General features: G+C 48.4%; 11 protein-coding genes. All 11 read left to right on the top strand.

Translation table 11 applies throughout. The features are described from left to right. Positions 1-251 precede the first annotated feature (251 nt). The 11 genes from H3001_RS14525 to pheT all read left to right on the top strand — a co-directional run bounded on the left by H3001_RS14525 (position 252) and on the right by pheT (position 18381). Positions 252-1919, top strand: coding sequence for a formate--tetrahydrofolate ligase (locus H3001_RS14525; protein WP_178243534.1), 1668 nt, complete (start codon positions 252-254; stop codon positions 1917-1919). 406 nt (positions 1920-2325) lie between these two features. Next, positions 2326-3219: a serine O-acetyltransferase gene (locus tag H3001_RS14520; RefSeq protein ID WP_178243533.1), complete on the top strand. Its 894-nt coding sequence runs from the start codon at positions 2326-2328 to the stop codon at positions 3217-3219. Positions 3220-3304: 85 nt separating this feature from the next. Beyond that, entirely contained in the window at positions 3305-4231 is a 927-nt protein-coding gene (gene cysK, locus H3001_RS14515) for a cysteine synthase A (RefSeq protein ID WP_181215309.1), read from the top strand. 183 nt (positions 4232-4414) lie between these two features. After that, complete coding sequence (locus tag H3001_RS14510) at positions 4415-4687, top strand: sigma factor (RefSeq protein ID WP_181215308.1); 273 nt, start codon at positions 4415-4417, stop codon at positions 4685-4687. A gap of 1172 nt (positions 4688-5859) precedes the next feature. Next, positions 5860-7104, top strand: a complete 1245-nt coding sequence (locus H3001_RS14505) for a glycoside hydrolase family protein (RefSeq protein ID WP_181215307.1) — start codon at positions 5860-5862, stop codon at positions 7102-7104. Between the two features lie 60 nt (positions 7105-7164). Then, a complete protein-coding gene (locus H3001_RS14500; protein ID WP_181215310.1) occupies positions 7165-8553 on the top strand; it encodes a sulfatase family protein in 1389 nt (462 codons plus the stop codon). A gap of 35 nt (positions 8554-8588) precedes the next feature. Next, the gene (locus tag H3001_RS14495) at positions 8589-10901 is read left to right on the top strand and encodes a glycoside hydrolase family 20 protein (protein WP_181215306.1); all 2313 of its coding nucleotides are present in this window, start codon (positions 8589-8591) and stop codon (positions 10899-10901) included. 15 nt (positions 10902-10916) lie between these two features. Then, on the top strand, positions 10917-12380 hold the full coding sequence (locus H3001_RS14490; RefSeq protein WP_181215305.1) for a sulfatase-like hydrolase/transferase: 1464 nt from the start codon (positions 10917-10919) through the stop codon (positions 12378-12380). An 81-nt stretch (positions 12381-12461) separates the two neighbouring features. Next, a complete protein-coding gene (locus H3001_RS14485) occupies positions 12462-14024 on the top strand; it encodes a sulfatase family protein (RefSeq protein ID WP_181215304.1) in 1563 nt (520 codons plus the stop codon). Between the two features lie 210 nt (positions 14025-14234). After that, entirely contained in the window at positions 14235-15800 is a 1566-nt protein-coding gene (gene dnaB, locus H3001_RS14480) for a replicative DNA helicase (RefSeq protein WP_178243526.1), read from the top strand. 118 nt (positions 15801-15918) lie between these two features. Next, positions 15919-18381: a phenylalanine--tRNA ligase subunit beta gene (pheT, locus tag H3001_RS14475; protein WP_181215303.1), complete on the top strand. Its 2463-nt coding sequence runs from the start codon at positions 15919-15921 to the stop codon at positions 18379-18381. Positions 18382-18416 lie beyond the last annotated feature (35 nt).

Raw genomic sequence — 18416 nt, 5'->3', positions numbered from 1 at the left:
AAGAACGATTCAGATGCCATAAATTCGGTTTCGAAGATATGGTGATTCTTATTGCTTGTGGATTACACAACTTCAGAATCAGCCACAAAATGAGTCATATAACAAATTAATCTATATAATGTCTAATTATGATTTAGTGATATAGGGTTATTAATTGGAATGCTTCTGCCAAAATGTTAGAAACCTTTGTAACATACTGCAAAGTTATAGATTTTTTAGTATCTTTGTGCGCCTAAAAATTTAAAATATTTATGAAATCGGACATAGAAATAGCTCGCAGTATTGAATTGACCAAGATTAAGCAGGTTGCACGTGATTATGATATTCCCGTTGAAGAAATTCACAATTATGGTCGTTATATAGCCAAAGTTCCCGAAACACTGATCGATGAAGAGAAAGTAAAGCAGAGTAATCTGATTCTGGTTACCGCCATCACGCCTACCAAGGCAGGTATCGGTAAGACCACGGTATCTATCGGTCTGGCACTGGGATTGAACCGTATCGGCAAGAAGGCGATTTGTGCGTTGCGTGAACCGTCACTGGGCCCTTGCTTCGGTATGAAGGGAGGAGCTGCCGGAGGTGGATATGCACAGGTATTGCCGATGGAGAAAATCAATCTTCATTTTACCGGCGACTTCCATGCCATCACTTCTGCGCATAACATGATTGCTGCCTTGCTGGACAATTACATGTATCAGAACCAGGACAACGGTTTTGCACTGAAAGAAGTGCTGTGGAACCGTGTGCTGGACGTAAATGACCGTGGATTGCGTTATATCATTACCGGTCTGGGAGGAAAGACCAACGGTATTACCCGTGAATCAGGCTTCGACATTACTCCGGCTTCTGAAATCATGGCCATTTTGTGTCTGGCCAAGGATGAGGCCGACCTGCGTCGCCGCATTGAGAACATCCTGCTGGGATTTACGGTAGACAACAAACCGTTTACGGTGAAAGACCTGGGAGTGGCCGGAGCCATTACCGTGTTGCTGAAGGATGCCATTTCTCCGAACCTGGTACAGACTACCGAGCATACGGCTGCCTTTGTACACGGAGGTCCGTTCGCGAACATTGCTCACGGATGTAACTCTGTACTGGCTACCAAACTGGCGATGACATTTGGTGATTATGTCATCACCGAAGCCGGTTTCGGTGCCGACCTGGGAGCTGAAAAATTCTATGATATCAAGTGCCGCAAGTCGGGACTGCAGCCTAAGCTGACTATTATTGTGGCTACTGCACAGGGACTGAAGATGCACGGGGGCGTGAGTCTGGATAAGATCAAGGAACCGGATCTGGAAGGCTTGCGTGCGGGACTTGCCAATTTGGACAAGCATATCCAGAACCTCCGTTCGTTTGGACAGACGGTGGTGGTGGCTTTCAACAAGTATGCCAATGATACCCAGGAAGAGATTGACCTGGTACGTACGCACTGCCAGGAGATGGGCATCGGCTTTGCTGTCAACAACGCATTTGTGGAAGGTGGAGCCGGAGCGGTTGAACTGGCTAACCTGGTAGTGGATACTATCGAGAAACAGCCTTCTCAGCCTTTGCACTTTGCTTATGACGATACAGACAGTATCGAGGACAAGATTTCGAAAGTGGCTTGCGGACAGTATGGCGCGAGCATGATTACTTACAGTGCTACGGCGAAGAAGAAAATCAAACTGGCACAGGAACTGGGATATACTCACTTCCCGATCTGTATTGCCAAGACCCAATATTCATTCTCTACCGATGCGAAACTGTACGGGGTAGCCAAGGACTTTGAATTCCATGTGCGTGACATCGTGCTGAACGCAGGAGCAGAAATGCTGGTAGTGATTGCCGGTGAAATCATGCGTATGCCTGGTCTGCCTAAAGTGCCTCAGGCAATGCACATCGATATCGTCAACGGAGAAATTGAGGGCTTGTCGTAAGCTTTTCCGGTAAGCGGCGGCTCAAGGTGCGCCGGGTACGCCTGTTGCAGAGAAGCGTTCCCCATTGAGTATCAGCCGGTAACCGTTCGATATAGAGAGCCATGATATCTTGAAAGGATGTCACGGCTCTTTTTTTTGTGCCGCATAGTTCTTTGCCTTATTGTCGGATATTTCGCATAAAATCTCTGAGTATAGAAAGAATATATATGCGTTCTTCAACAAATTGTTCATATATTTTGTTATTTAAAGAAATAATGAATAAGATTTCAGATGAAATCAGCTATCTTTAATAACCGGTTGAATGACTGACATGCCTCAGAATCATCTGCTTTTGAGATGCCGATGGGCAGCTTGGACACGATTCCGGGCTTTTTTGAATATAGGATATTGATGGGAGATTTTAGCGATGAGTGCAACTAAACATTTGTATGCGATTAAAGGAGTGGTAGATGAACTGGCGGACCAGTCTTCTTTCCCCGAACTGTTCAGCAAATATGAAGACGGTGACCCGATTCCTTCGGGAAAGGTATTGTATGAGATTATAGAATTATGCCGTTCGGTATTGTTCCCCGGATATTTCGGTAATCCGACGATCAACAATCAGACCCTCAGCTATCATCTGGGTGTCACCATAGAGCGGCTTCTGCATTTGCTGATCAAGCAGATTCAGGCGGGCTTGCTTTTTGGCTGTGAGAACCTGGAACGACAGAGCGGGCGTCATCCGCAAGGGGAGGCTGCCAAGGAAAAGGCGGTGAAGTTCATTGAGACTTTGCCCGAACTGAGGCGGGTGCTGGCCACGGATATTCAGGCTACTTACAACAGTGATCCGGCTGCTACCTGTATCGGCGAGATTATCTCCTGCTATCCGGCCATCCGGGCCATTTCCAACTACCGCATAGCGCATGAACTTTATAAACTGGATATTCCGCTCATTCCGCGTATCATTACCGAAATGGCACATTCCGAGACGGGAATTGACATTCATCCCGGAGCCGAAATCGGGGAGTATTTCTCTATTGACCACGGTACGGGTATCGTCATCGGGCAGACTTGTATCATCGGTAATCACGTAAGCTTGTACCAGGGAGTGACCCTCGGTGCCAAAAGTTTTCCGACAGATGCCGACGGAAATCCGATCAAGGGAATTCCACGTCATCCTATCCTGGAAGATGAGGTGACGGTCTATTCGAATGCCACGATTCTGGGGCGCATTACCATCGGAAAGGGGGCCGTCATCGGCGGTAATATCTGGGTGACAGAGGATGTGGAGCCTTATGGACGGAGAATACAGAAAAGATAAGCCAGCTTTGTGTGCAGGTAAGATTAAGGTTGTATGGAATGATAAATATAATATGAAGTGATCAACATTAAAAACAAAAACTGATATGGACCGAATAAACGATAATTTGTTGCAGCTGATAGGACGTACGCCACTGGTACGTCTGGCAAAAGTATTCCAGGATGATTATGGAACACAGGTCATTGCCAAGGTGGAAGCCTTCAATCCGGGAGGCAGCGTGAAGGACAGGGCTGCACGCTATATGATTGAGGAGGCAGAGCGCCGGGGTGCACTGAAACCGGGTGGAACGATCATTGAGCCGACCAGCGGAAATACGGGGATTGGCATGTCGTGGATTGCTGCCATCAAGGGTTACCGGGTGATATTGACCATGCCGGAAACCATGAGCGTGGAGCGGCGGTCCTTGTTGAAGGCTTATGGTGCCCAACTGGAACTGACTCCGGGGGCCTTGGGTATGAAAGGGGCTATTGCGCGTGCAGAGGAACTGTGTGCTTCGATACCGGGGGCAATTATTTTACAGCAGTTTGCCAATGCGGCCAATCCGATGGCGCACGAACAGACGACGGTCGTAGAGATTATGGACGATACGGACGGGCAACTGGATGTGTTTGTGGCTTGTGTCGGTACGGGAGGTACGGTATCGGGTACGGGTCGGAAACTGAAGTCGCTGAAACCGGGAATAGAGGTGGTTGCTGTTGAGCCGGATGCTTCTCCAGTGCTGTCAGGAGGCAGTCCCGGACCGCATAAGATTCAGGGTATCGGTGCCGGATTTGTTCCGGAAAATTACGATGCCCGTGTGGTGGACCGTATCGTGCGGATTACCAATGAAGAGGCGTTCGAGATGATGCGTCAGCTGGCACGGAAGGAGGGTTTGCTGGTGGGAATCTCTTCGGGAGCTGCGGTGGCTGCTGCTGTTTCCTTGGCCCGTGAGCCTCATTTCCGGGGAAAGAAACTGGTTGTCCTACTGCCGGATACCGGAGAAAGATACCTCTCATCCGGAGTCTTTGAGTGAGAAGCGGTAAACCGGATTGCTGAGGCAAAGACCGGTCCGTCCGTCTGTTTGTCAGACCTTTAATTTCAGACCGCCGTATAGGGAATTCATTTCCTTATACGGCGGTTTTTTGTAGCATCAATTTGTATGATTTGATTATTTATTATATATTCGCCACAATATTTTGGTAATTTTTATGAGATTATGGGGTATTCTCGTGGGGAAAATAAAGAATTTGAAGCTCTTTTCCGTTCCATGTATCCGGAGGTAAAGGCTTTTGCGCAAGGCATACTGCAGTCGGAGGACGATGCTGAGGATATTGCCCAGGATGTCTTTGTCAAGTTGCTGAACTATCCTCAAGCGTGGGAGAATCCGGAAACGCGCAACAGCTACATATTAATGGCTGTTGGAACATGCTCAGGACACTTTGCGGTATCTGCTGTAAGGCTGGGATGTGAGAGAAGATTGCCGGATTAAATATTCTCAATTATTTGTAGTTGAATAATGTATGTTTCCGTTTTAATAACGGTAATATGTATATATCTGTTTTGCAGTTGTCTCCGATGTTTTAATAATCAGCGGCGTGGATTATATAAACTGCGTTTGAATTTATATGATTTACGTAGCTGATTATTATTCTTTTCATGTAATATTTGAAATGCGATATAATTGTTTGCATTTATAGAAGTCGTTTTTGTGATTTGTAACCGGTTGATTATGTGTAATTTATTTCTTTTATTAGAAGCCTCGAAAAAGGAAAAATATTTTTTTAAAGATGATATTTTCGTTGAATTCCGGAACATTGCTGTTGTATCCTGAAAAATTTGTGGGGAGTGCACGAATTGTGTTTTTAGTAGGTGAGGCGAGTTTCTGGTAAAGAAAAAAATGAGCAACCTTTTATGATTCATTTTGGAACCAACTTTTTGCACTGATGTTAGGTCGGGTTAGTAATCGTGAAAGTTTACGCGATGTAGTCGTGCTTTTTCCATGATTGTTTGATTATTATTAATTTCTCCCGATTTTAACGGAACACTAATGCATTGTCTTGAATCAAATTATCACATGGAGTGAAGAATATAACTTGATGCATCCAAATAACTAAATAATAGGTTAGAATAATAAACTTTAATTCTGAACACTCTTCTGAAAAAAAAGTAATTTAAAACTTTGATTAATAGTATTTTATATAATGATTTGTTATACCGAAAGATTCACTTAACTTAGTGTTGCTAATAAAAGTTCATAAATCTTCATCAGACATGACTAAAGTATAAATAAAATTCAAGAAAGTTACATCCTTTAGGCGGAATATTTTCAATTATGGAGCAATTTGATCTTTTCGTTGATTATATATGATTAAAAAGATGATTTAGAATTTAATCCCATTTTTTATGGAGGATATTCAAACAGTCAATTTATAATTTAATAACGAATATTTTTATATTTTTGTTGAGTGTACGCTGGGGGTTAGTTGTCATATATATGAGACGTAAAATACGGTAATCATTTCCTGTATATTCAAGAGTGCAAATGTTCATGGGGAAACTTATAATTAATTGATGTACTTTGAGGGAAAGTAAATGTTTGGTTTTGTACATTTAGGAAAGAAACTGATTATCCGGATAAATAAAACCTAATATATTAAATCTATGAGAAACAATAAATCAAAGAATTGGTTTCTGGCAGGTGCTATGGCTATATTTTTATGTGCTTCATGCAAACAGCAGAAGGCTATTATCGGTGAATATATTTTTAAGGCAGAACCTGTACAGCTTTCTGTCAGATCATCAGAAAAGGGGCGAATGGCAGAAGGGTTCTCAGCCTTTCAGCTTTCAGACCATTTTGTCTGGGGAGCCTCTGTGACGCAGGCAGAAGATGGAAAATATTATATGATTTATTCGGCACCGGAAACCGGGGTATATCCGTTTAATAATGCCTGGATCTTTGGCTCTAAAATGGGTCTGGCTGTGTCGGACCGTCCGGATGGAGGATTCCGGCAACTGGGCTTTTTCCTCAATCAGGATGGATTTGCCGAAGATAAGTCCTCCTGGGATGCGCAGAGTACCTCTAATCCTCATGTCCGCAAGTTTGGTGACCGTTATTATCTGTATTATGCAGCTACGGTAGATCCGGGGAATGCACATGTAAAAGCGGAGGGGGATACTTTACCCAGAAGAGACCGGATTCAGCAGAACCAGCAGATTGGGGTAATTGTTTTCAAATCATTCCGGGATTTGCTGAAAGGGGAGTTTACGCATTTTGAACAGCCGTTGCTGAGTCCTCGCACGCGGGTGAAACCGGACAATGTGGTTAACCCTTCACCGGAAGGAACTGTGGCGAAGCCGGATAATCTGATCGTGGTGAATCCTTCGGTGGTTTACCGCCCGTCGGACGGGAAATATCTGTTGTATTTTAAAGGTAATGTGTATGATCCTCATTGGAGAGGAGTGCACGGGGTGGCTCTGAGTGACAGTCCTACCGGACCGTTTACTGCTTTAGACGAACCGGTGTTTCACATAGAAGGGGCTTCCGGGAAACTCTCGGCAGAGGATCCGTATGTGTGGTATCATCAGGGTGACCGGTGTTTTTATGCCATATTCAAGGACTTTAACGGTCAGTTTACAAAGGGGGAACCTTGTCTGGCGATTATGGCATCGCAGGATGGTATCCACTGGAATCTTCCGGAACATTCAATGTTTATGAAGAAACAGCTGATACTTCAGGATGGAACCCCAGTAGAGGTGAAGCGATTGGAACGACCGCAATTGCTGCTGGACGAAGAGGGGAATCCGGAAGTGCTGTATGCGGCCTGTGCCATTGATGATGTGAATCCCAGAATAGACGGAGGATCGTTTAATGTACAGATAAAAATAAATGCAGAAAAAATCAAATAATCGGAAAAATATTAAATTGAAAATAGGATGAAATTGAATTGGCTTGCAGCTTTGGGAGGTATGGCCTTGACGGCTTGTACTTCGGATGGCGATAAGGTAACAGATAAGCCCCTGAATATCGTACTGATCAACCTGGATGATGCCGGTAACGGTGATTTTTCTTTCAAGGGGGCAGTGGGTTATGAGACTCCGAATATCGACTGTCTGGCAGCAGAGGGAATGTCGATGACTAATTTTTATGCGGTGCAGCCTATCAGCGGGGCTTCGCGTGCGGGACTGATGACGGGGTGCTACCCGAACCGTATCGGATTTGCTTATGCGCCGAACCCGAATGCAAAGACGGGTATTTCCGACAAGGAGGAAACCATTGCGGAACTGTTGAAGGCTAAGGGGTATGGAACGGCCATTTTCGGAAAGTGGCACCTGGGGGACGCCCGTAAGTTCCTGCCGTTGCAGCATGGGTTTGATGAGTACTACGGTCTGCCGTATTCGAACGATATGTGGCCGTATCATCCGCAGTATGAGTTCCCGGATCTGCCTTTGATTGAGGGAAATGAAATCATTGGATACAATACGGACCAGACTCGGTTGACAACGGATTATACGACTCATGCAGTGGACTTTATCCGACGTAAGACGGAGGCTGGGCAACCGTTCTTCCTGTATCTGGCTCATTCCATGCCGCATGTGCCGCTGGCTGTGTCTGATAAGTTTAAGGGCAAGAGCAAGCAGGGGCTGTATGGCGATGTGATGATGGAACTCGACTGGAGTGTGGGTGAGGTGATGAAGACGCTGAGAGAGCAGGGTGTTGAGGAAAACACGCTGGTGGTGCTGACTTCCGACAATGGTCCGTGGGCCAACTATGGTAATCATGCGGGTTCTTCGGGGGGATTGCGTGAGGCGAAGGCAACTACCTTCAACGGGGGAATGCGGGTGCCTTGTGTGTTCTACTGGAAGGGAAAGATTGCGGCAGGCAGTGTATGTAATGACCTGATGTCGAATATCGACCTGCTGCCTACTTTTGTGGAACTGGCGGGTGCGAAGATGCCTGAACTGCCGATTGACGGTCTGAGCATGGTTCCGGTCTTGAACGGGGAAAACAAGGAGCCTGTCCGTAAGTCGCTGTGCATTTATTACCACAAGAATTCATTGGAGGCAGTTACGGACGGAATGTATAAGTTGATTTTCCCGCACAAGTATGTGTCGTATGAATCGCAGGTGCCGGGAAACGACGGTCAGCCGGGTGAACTGGGCAGTCGTGAGGTGAAGGAATGTGAACTGTACGACTTGCGGCGTGATCCGGGTGAACGGGTGAATGTCATCAGTCAGCATCCGGATGTGGCAGAGCGACTGAAGAAGATTGCGGATGCATGCCGGGAGGATTTGGGGGATGATCTGACGGGCCAGCCGGGCAAGAATCGCCGCGAACCGGGTAAAATCGATGAATAATGAATGAAAAAGAATAAATGGAAAAGGAGAATATCATGAAAACATATACTTCTTGGTTATTGGCAGGGCTGTTCTGCAGTACGGCATTGTGGCAGACGTCCTGTACGGAGAATACTTCGGATGCAGGATATATCAATTTGCCGGAGGCAGTCAGCTTTGAACAGGCTGCTTCGGGTAAGGGTTTTGTGCTGGAGCATTGCAAAGGGATTGCCTGCGACCGGAAAGACAGTCTGCTGGTGGCAAAAGCGGAATGGCTGGCTTCAGAAATTACGGCCAGTACCGGTTTGCGGTTGCCGTTGGTGGAAACCGGCGGACAGGAAGACGGACTGATCTGTCTGGCTTATTCCAAGGACTTGCCATCGGAAGGTTTCCAGGTGAAAGTGGAAGAAAACCGGGTGCGGATTGAGGCTGCCGATGCGTCCGGATTGTTTTATGGCGGCCAGTGGCTGTTGCAGTCTTTGGCTTTGCAGGACGCCGGTTATGCTTGGCCGGCCTGTACGGTAAAGGACTTTCCGCAACTGCAGTACCGCGGGGCTATGCTGGATGTCAGCCGCAACTTCTTCTCGGTGGAAGAGGTGAAGCGCTTTATCGATATGCTTGCTGTACATCGTCTGAACTATTTCCACTGGCACCTGACAGACGATCAGGGATGGAGAATCGAGATTTCGGAATATCCCCGGCTGACGGAAATCGGAGCCTGGCGTGGAGAGGGCAGTCAGAAGACAGGCGGATTCTATACGCAGGATGAAATCCGGGAAGTGGTACGTTATGCGGCTGCACAGGGAATTACGGTAGTGCCGGAGATTGACTTGCCGGGACACTCGTCGGCGGTACTGGCTGCTTATCCGGAACTGGGCTGTACGGGCGGTCCTTATCGGGTAGCCATGGAATCGGGAGGAGTACACAAGGATGTGCTCTGTCTGGGAAATGAAAAAGCCTATCAGTTTGCCCGGGAGGTACTGAAGGAGGTGGCTGCTTTGTTTCCTTCGCCTTATGTGCATATCGGAGGTGATGAGGTGCCTCGTACGCGTTGGGAGGCCTGTCCGAAATGCCAGAAGGCCATTGCCCGTTACGGTTTGAAGGATACGGAGGGACATTCAGCCGAAGATCTGTTGCAGGGAGAGTTCAACCGTCAGATGGCCGGATACCTGAAGACGTTGGGGAAGAAGATGGTCGGATGGGACGAGGTGTTGTCGGATAACATCGACCGGGAGACGGTGGTGATGTCCTGGAGAGGTTTGGAACGGGGAATTAAGGCCCTGAAGGCTGGGCATCCGGTGATTTTCTCTTCAAACGGACATTTCTACTTCAATAATTATCAGGTGGAGGATGTGACGAATGAGCCGGTGGCTACCGGAAGTCTGGTGGAAATGCAGAAAGTGTACGAGGCCGACTGGAATGCGGCGGCACTGCCGGCCGATGAACGGGAACGCATATTGGGTGCTGAGGCTTGTCTTTGGACGTCTTACGTGGATAATGAGGAGATTTTGGAATACATGATGTTGCCTCGTCTGGCAGCCTTTGCGGAGGTGGCCTGGACCGGTGACCGCCGTGGGGATTATACGGACTTCTTGAACCGTCTGCCGCAGATGTTGCGTCTGTATCAGAAAATGGGCTGGAACGTGGCTCCCCATTATTTTAAGGTGGAGGCAGGTTATTCTTCCAGTATGGAAAAGAAGCAGCTGGAAATTGAACTGAAGAGTCTGAAGGATGCGGAGATTTATTATACCTTAGACGGTACGGCGCCGTCGAAGGCTTCGCTGAAGTATGTGCAGCCGGTCGGACTGTCGGAAGATGCGCGTCTCACGGCGGTGGCTTATTTGCCGTGCGGACTGGTTTCGGATACGTTCCGTACGGAAATTAAGATCAGCAAGGCAAGCTTCTGCCCGATTGAATTGCGTACGTCTCCTTCGGAAAGATATCCGGGCGAAGGTGGCAGGGTGCTGGTTGACGGTGCCCGCAGCAAGGCTTTCCATACTACCGGTATGTGGGTAGGATATTTCGGCGAACCGATGGATGTGGTGGTCGATCTGGGAACTTCGCAGCAATGTGCACAGGTGGTGGTTTCTTCACTGACGGATATGGGGGCTTATATCATGGGCATCCAGCGTCTGGAAGTGCAGGTCTCTGCAGATGGAAAGGATTTTGTGAAGGTGGGCGAACGGGAGTTTCCGGAGCCGCCGGTACAGATGGAAGGAAAACGGACCGATTGCCTGAAGGTGGATTTCACACCGGTTGAGGCCCGCTATGTGAGGGTTATCGGTCAGGGATTCCCGGCATTGCCGTCCTGGCATTCCGGGGCGGGAGAGACGCCTTTTGTCTTTGTGGATGAGGTTAGTGTGTATTAAAACAGAAAATATACTATGAATTATTTTAAAACATTTGTTTCTGCTTCTTTGGCGGCTGCAACGCTGAGCGGGTGCCAGAAAGAACAACCGGAAAAGACGAATATTCTGTTTATTCTGGTCGATGACATGCAGAGTGATGCCATTGCGGCACTGGGGAATAGGGATACTTATACGCCGAATATCGACCGGTTGATTAACGGGGGAATGGCTTTTACACGTACTTATACGAACGGGGCGCTGTGCGGAGCGTTGTCAATGCCCAGCCGGGCCATGCTGATGACGGGACGTGGGGTGTTCGAAGTACAGAGTGACGGCATGAAAATTCCGTCTTCGCAGGTGACACTGCCGGAGCATCTCCGGAAGAACGGTTACCGGACGTTTGCTACGGGAAAATGGCATGCCGACCGGGCGTCGTTCGCACGTTCTTTCAGCGAGGGGGAGAATATCTTTTTCGGGGGAATGCATCCGTATGAGCAGAACGGGCATTGTGCGCCTCGCCTGTATCATTTTGATCCCTCGGGAAAGTATGAGGAGGAGGCTTTTGTCGGTCAGAACTTCTCGTCTGAGATGTATGCGGACGCGGCTGTCGACTTTCTGAAATCGAAGGAGGAAGATGAACGTCCGTTCATGGCGTTTGTTTCGTTTACTTCTCCGCACGATCCGCGCAATGCGTTGCCGGATTATGGAAAGAAGTATAGTCCGGCCGATTTGTCGGTGCCTGATAATTTCTTGCCGGAACATCCGTTTGACAACGGGGAACTGAATATCCGTGATGAACAGTTGTTGCCGACTCCTCGCACACCGGAGCAATTGAAAAAAGAATTATCTTTGTATTATGGAATGGTCAGTGAGGTCGACCTGCAGATTGGCCGGGTGCTGGATGCGTTGGAAGAAAGCGGCAACCTGGATCATACCATTGTGGTGTTTGCTTCGGATAACGGACTGGCAATGGGGCAGAATGGACTGATCGGCAAGCAGAGCCTGTATGAGCACAGTGTGGGGGTACCGATGGCGATTGTTACGCCGGAGGGTTTGTCGGCAGGAAAGCGTTCGGAAGCGTTGTGTTATCTGTACGATTTGTATCCGACTTTGTGTGAGCTGGTGCAGGTGGAGACTCCTGCATCGGTGACCGGAAAGTCGCTGGTCCCGGTATTGGAGGGAAAGGAGAAGGACGTGCGCGATTGTGTGTTCCTGGCTTATTCCAATCAGCAGCGGGCCGTGGTATCGGGCGACTATAAATACATTATTTATAATGTGGAGGGTAAGATTACGGAACAGTTGTTTAACCTGAAGCAGGATCCGGGTGAGTTGGTGAACCTCGCAGCTGTGGAGGTGGAAAAGAAGGAGGAACTGCACAAACTGTTGCAGCAGCAGATGAAGGAGAATCATGACTTCTGTGACTTGTCGCAGCCTTTGTGGTGGAAGGACGGCCATAAGCTGACTTGGGATGAACTGATTAACTTGTATGTGTTTGAATAGTTCCGGATTCCTTCCGGGGCGGTTGGGTGCTCCGGAAGGAATGGAACAGAATATTGAATTTACGCTCAAATCTTTTATACTATGAACTGGAAACTGATAGGGGCAGGTCTGTTGGCTGGCGGAGTCTTTCCGTTGCAGGCTGTGGCAGAGGATGCCGGGGATAACCGCCCGAATATTTTGTTTATTCTGAGTGATGACCATACTTCTCAAACGTGGGGAGTGTATGGGGGAATATTGTCGGAGTATGCGCAGACGGAGAATATCCGTCGGATAGCGGCAGAGGGGGCCGTACTGGACAATTGTTTTTGTACGAATTCCATTTCTACGCCGAGCCGTGCGGCGATTCTGACGGGACGGTACAGCCATTGTAATGGGGTGTATACGCTGGACGATACGCTGGATGTGGCGTTGCCGACGTTTGCCAAGGAACTTCAGAAAGCAGGGTATCATACCGGACTGGTAGGCAAGTGGCACCTGAAATCGCAGCCGCAGGGATTCGGTTATTATTCGGTTTTTCATGACCAGGGGGAATATCGGGATCCGACTTTCAAAAACAGTGAGGATCCTTGGCCGGGTCAGCGGAATTTCGGCGAGCGGGTGCATGGTTTTTCTACGGATATTGTGACAGAAAAGGCCATCCGGTGGATGAAGGCGCAGGATAAGAGCAAGCCGTTTCTGATGTGCTGTCATTTTAAGGCTACACACGAGCCGTATGATTTTCCGGAGCGGATGCGCCATCTGTATGACGGGGTGACTTTTCCGGAACCGGAGAATCTGTTGGACTGGGGGCCTGAGACGAACGGACGTACTTTTGCCGGACAGAAATTGGAAACCATCGGCCGCAACTGGGAGGTGGCTTCTGCCGATCCTGACAAATGGTGGTGCCGTTATCCGGAATTGCCTTTCAGTACGCAGGGCATGAGCCGGGTGGCAAAGCGTAAGGCAATCTATCAGAAACTGATCCGGGATTACTTGCGTTGTGCGGCTACGGTGGATGATAATATCGGAAAATTACTGGCGGCTCTGGATGAGATGGGCATTGCGGAGAATACGATAGTGGTTTACGTGGCCGATCAGGGGTATTTCTTGGGTGAGCATGGCTTTTATGATAAGCGGATGTTTTATGAGGAATCTGCGAGAATGCCTTTTGTAATCCGCTATCCGAAACGGATTCCGGCAGGGAAGCGGGTAAAGGAACTGGTGCTGAATGTCGACTTTGCGGCTACGCTGACTGACTTTGCGGGGGTGAAGGCTCCGGAGGGAACTCAGGGAAAAAGTTTCCGGCCGTTGCTCGAAGGACTGGCTCCGGACGACTGGCGGAAGAGTATTTATTACCGCTATTGGACGCAGCATGATATCCGTCCGGCGCATATCGGTGTACGCAACGAACGCTATAAATTGATTTTCCTTTATGGGGACCGCCTGAATATGACGGGCTCATCGGATTATAAGTCGGTGCCTTCGTGGGAGTTTTATGACTTGCAGGAAGATCCGAAGGAGAATCACAATGCTTATGGTGAAAAGCGGTATGCTCCCATCATCAAGGAGATGAAAAAGGAAATGATGCGCCTGCGGAAAGAGGTGAAGGATACGGATGAGGGCTCTGCCCGCATGTGGGAGATATTGAAGAACGAGGGTCTGTAGTCCGGTATGGTTCCTGGACGGGCGGATAAGGATTTATTACTCCTTGACAGGAAGGGCCGTGTGAAAGCCGATGGGTTTTGACACGGCCCTTTTGCCGTTCAGAGGGCGTGTCACCGCTTGTTTTATGGGCGGCAAGCATACTTTTATTTGTCAAACGGGATACTTACATGATATAAAAACATTATCTTTGTCCCACTAAAATGAAATGAAATGGCAGAACCGAAAAGAATGACGCGCGTCGCCAAAACGACGAAAGTGAAGCCTGTAGATGAGTACGGACATCTGCAGCCTCAGGCTCCGGAACTGGAGGAAGTGGTTTTGGGCGCCTTGATGATAGAAAAGGATGCTTATCCTCAGGTGAGTGAGATTCTCCGGCCTGAGTCGTTTTACGAGCATCGCCACCAGTTGATATATGCGGCGATTACCGACCTGGCCATTCAGCAGAAACCGATAGACATTCTTACGGTGGCTGAGCAGTTGCGCCTGAGGGGGGAACTGGAGGAGGCCGGCGGACCTTTTTATATTACTCAGCTGAGTGGAAAGGTGGCTTCGTCTGCGCATATTGAATATCATGCCCGGATTATCGCACAGAAATTCCTGGCTCGTGAATTGATTTCGTTTACCAGTAACATACAGACCAAGGCGTTTGATGAAACGCAGGATGTGGATGACCTGATGCAGGAGGCGGAAGGCCGTCTGTTCGAGATTTCGCAGCAGAACCTGAAGAAGGATTATACGCAGATCAATCCGGTGATTCAGGAGGCTTATGAGATGCTTCAGAAGGCTGCGGCGCGTGCCGATGGTCTGAGCGGACTGGAGAGTGGTTTCCATCAGTTGGATAAGATGACTTCGGGATGGCAGAATTCGGACCTGATCATCATTGCAGCCCGTCCGGCGATGGGTAAAACGGCTTTTGTCTTGTCGATGGCGAAGAACATGGCGGTTACCAATAAGGTACCGGTAGCGTTGTTCTCGCTGGAAATGAGTAACGTGCAGCTGGTCAACCGTCTGATTGTGAACGTCTGTGAGATCCCGGGTGAGAAAATCAAGAGCGGTCAGCTGGCACCGTATGAGTGGGGACAGTTGGACTACAAGATCAAGGAACTGTACGATGCCCCGCTTTATGTGGATGATACGCCTTCCTTGTCGGTCTTTGAACTGCGTACCAAGGCCCGCCGTCTGGTGAGGGAGCATGATGTGAAGATCATTATCATCGACTACCTCCAGCTGATGAATGCGAGCGGTATGTCCTTCGGTAGCCGTCAGGAAGAGGTCAGTACCATTTCCCGTTCGTTGAAGGGACTTGCCAAGGAACTGAATATTCCGATCATTGCCCTGAGTCAGTTGAACCGTGGTGTGGAGAACCGTGAAGGTATCGACGGTAAGCGGCCGCAGCTGAGTGACCTGCGTGAATCGGGTGCCATTGAGCAGGATGCCGATATGGTATGTTTCATCCATCGTCCGGAGTATTATAAGATTTATCAGGATGAAAAGGGAAATGACCTGCACGGCATGGCCGAAATCATTATTGCCAAGCATCGTAACGGTGCGGTAGGGGATGTCCTGCTGCGTTTCCGCGGCGAATACGCACGCTTCCAGAATCCGGATGACGAGATGATTGTTCCGGGACCGGGAGAAGAGAGTGCGGCTCCGGTGTTGCGGTCTAAGATTAACAACGGGGGCGGACAGGGATATGTACCTCCTCCACCACCTCCAAGTGATATGGCGCCTGCCGATAATCCGTTGGGGGCACCGATTCCGGATGTGCCGTTCTAAGTAGGAAGGAGATGGGAGAGAGGGGATTCTGTAAAAATCCTGTGATGTACTTCTTCTTTACAAAATATTTGTATTAACTTTGCGTATTGGAACTGGAAAATTATAAAACTTACACTATATGAATATTTCGTATAACTGGCTGAAAGAATATGTCGATTTCGACTTGACACCTAAAGAGGTGGCAGCCGCACTTACCTCTATCGGACTGGAAACAGGTGGGGTAGAGGAAGTTCAGACTATTAAAGGAGGACTTGAAGGACTGGTTGTCGGTGAGGTGCTGACTTGTGAACCGCATCCTAATTCTGACCATATGCATATCACAACCGTTAATCTGGGACAGGGCGAACCGGTACAGATTGTTTGTGGAGCCGCTAATGTGGCTGCCGGACAGAAGGTGATTGTGGCTACGCTGGGTACTAAACTGTATGACGGGGATGAGTGCTTTACCATCAAGAAGTCAAAACTGCGTGGAGTGGAATCCAACGGTATGATTTGTGCCGAGGATGAAATTGGTGTCGGTACCAGCCACGACGGTATCATCGTATTGCCGGATGATGTGGTTCCGGGTACGCTGGCAAAGGATTATTACGACATCAAGAGCGAATATGTGCTCGAAGTGGACATCACTCCGAACCGTGCGGATGCCTGCTCACACTATGGTGTGGCTCGCGACCTCTATGCATGGTTGGTACAGAACGGTCGCAAGGCTACTCTGAAGCGTCCGTCAGTGGAAGATTTCCATGTAGACAATCATGATATGGATATCGAGGTGGCTGTGGAAAATGCAGAAGCTTGTCCTCGTTATGCCGGTGTAACCATCAAGGGAGTAACCGTAAAGGAAAGTCCGGAATGGTTGCAGAATAAGTTGCACCTGATCGGGGTACGTCCGATTAACAACATTGTCGATATCACCAATTACATTCTTCATGCATATGGCCAGCCGATGCACTGCTTTGATGCAGATAAGATCAAGGGTGGCAAAATCGTAGTGAGAACCTGTGCCGAAGGTACCAAGTTCGTGACACTGGATGAGGCTGAGCGTACGTTGTCGGAACGCGACCTGATGATCTGTAATGCCGAAGAACCGATGTGTATCGCAGGTGTGTTCGGTGGTCTGGATTCAGGTACTACTGAGTCTACCAAGGATGTGTTCCTGGAAAGTGCTTACTTCCATCCGACATGGGTGCGTAAGACTGCACGCCGTCACGGTCTGAGCACAGACTCTTCTTTCCGTTTCGAACGCGGTATTGATCCGAATGGTGTCATCTATGCCCTGAAGGCTGCGGCTTTACTGGTCAAAGAACTGGCAGGTGGAGAAATCGCTTCTGAAATCAAGGATGTGTATCCCTCTCCGATTGCAGACTTCAACGTGGAACTGCCGTTTGCTTATGTAAACTCGCTGATCGGTAAGGAAATTCCTAGAGAAACGGTCAAGAACATTGTTTCCAGCCTGGAAATGAAGATCGTGGAAGAAACAGATGAGGCTTTGTCACTGCAGGTTCCTCCATATCGTGTAGATGTACAGCGTCCTTGTGATGTGGTAGAGGATATTCTCCGTATTTACGGATATAATAATGTAGAGATTCCGACTTCTGTCAAGTCTTGTCTGAGTGTGAAAGGGGATGTAGACAAGTCTGTCAAACTGCAGAACCTGGTGTCTGAACAACTGGTAGGCTGCGGCTTCAATGAAATCTTGAACAATTCACTGACTGCGGCTGCTTACTACGAAGGACTTGAAAGCTATAAGCCGGAGAATCTGGTACACCTGATGAACCCGTTGAGCAACGACCTGAATGTAATGCGCGGTACGCTGCTGTTCGGTGGATTGGAAAGCATCCAGCACAATGCCAACCGTAAGAATGCCGATCTGCGCTTCTTCGAGTTCGGTAACTGCTATCATTTCCATGCAGAAAAGAAGAACCCTGAAAAGGTATTGGCAGCTTATTCTGAAGAACTGCACCTGGGTATGTGGATTACCGGTAAGCGGGTAAGCAATTCATGGGCACATGCAGATGAAAATGCATCGGTATATGAACTGAAGGCTTATGTGCTGAACATCTTCCGTCGTCTGGGAGTGAACTTCGGTGGTCTGGTATTCGGCAATCTGGCAGATGACATTTATTCGGTAGCAGTGTCTGTTCACACTCGTGGCGGTAAACTGCTGGCTACTTTCGGTGTCATCAGCAAGAAGATTCAGAAGGCTTTCGACCTGGATAATGAGGTATATTATGCCGATCTGAACTGGAAGGAACTGATGAAGGCCATCAAGGGCAATGCGGTGACTTACCGTGAAATTTCCAAGTATCCGGCTGTGAAACGCGACCTTGCCTTGCTGCTTGACAAGAAGGTACAGTTTGTGGAAATCGAGAAGATTGCTTTCGAAACCGACAAGAAACTGCTGAAGTCTGTAGAACTGTTCGACGTATACGAGGGCAAGAACCTGGAACCGGGCAAGAAGAGCTATGCGGTCAGCTTCATGCTGCAGGATGAAAATGCGACCTTGAACGACAAGCAGATTGATAAGTTCATGCAGAAACTGATCAAGAATCTTGAAACCAAACTGGAAGCAAAATTGAGATAATACAGTATGACTTGGCCGGATACGAGACTGTATCC

This window comes from Phocaeicola faecicola, assembly GCF_013618865.1.
Lineage (GTDB): Bacteria > Bacteroidota > Bacteroidia > Bacteroidales > Bacteroidaceae > Phocaeicola > Phocaeicola faecicola.
Note: the sequence above shows the minus strand (reverse complement) of the source record. Positions and strands in the feature narration are given on the sequence as shown.

Bases quoted from the DNA above. Each gene is read 5' to 3' on its own strand.
- H3001_RS14525 (WP_178243534.1), top strand. From the start codon at position 252: ATGAAATCGGACATAGAAATAGCTCGCAGTATTGAATTGACCAAGATT.
- cysK (WP_181215309.1), top strand. From the start codon at position 3,305: ATGGACCGAATAAACGATAATTTGTTGCAGCTGATAGGACGTACGCCA.
- H3001_RS14520 (WP_178243533.1), top strand. From the start codon at position 2,326: ATGAGTGCAACTAAACATTTGTATGCGATTAAAGGAGTGGTAGATGAA.
- H3001_RS14510 (WP_181215308.1), top strand. From the start codon at position 4,415: ATGGGGTATTCTCGTGGGGAAAATAAAGAATTTGAAGCTCTTTTCCGT.
- dnaB (WP_178243526.1), top strand. From the start codon at position 14,235: ATGGCAGAACCGAAAAGAATGACGCGCGTCGCCAAAACGACGAAAGTG.
- H3001_RS14500 (WP_181215310.1), top strand. From the start codon at position 7,165: ATGGCCTTGACGGCTTGTACTTCGGATGGCGATAAGGTAACAGATAAG.
- H3001_RS14490 (WP_181215305.1), top strand. From the start codon at position 10,917: ATGAATTATTTTAAAACATTTGTTTCTGCTTCTTTGGCGGCTGCAACG.
- pheT (WP_181215303.1), top strand. From the start codon at position 15,919: ATGAATATTTCGTATAACTGGCTGAAAGAATATGTCGATTTCGACTTG.
- H3001_RS14495 (WP_181215306.1), top strand. From the start codon at position 8,589: ATGAAAACATATACTTCTTGGTTATTGGCAGGGCTGTTCTGCAGTACG.
- H3001_RS14485 (WP_181215304.1), top strand. From the start codon at position 12,462: ATGAACTGGAAACTGATAGGGGCAGGTCTGTTGGCTGGCGGAGTCTTT.
- H3001_RS14505 (WP_181215307.1), top strand. From the start codon at position 5,860: ATGAGAAACAATAAATCAAAGAATTGGTTTCTGGCAGGTGCTATGGCT.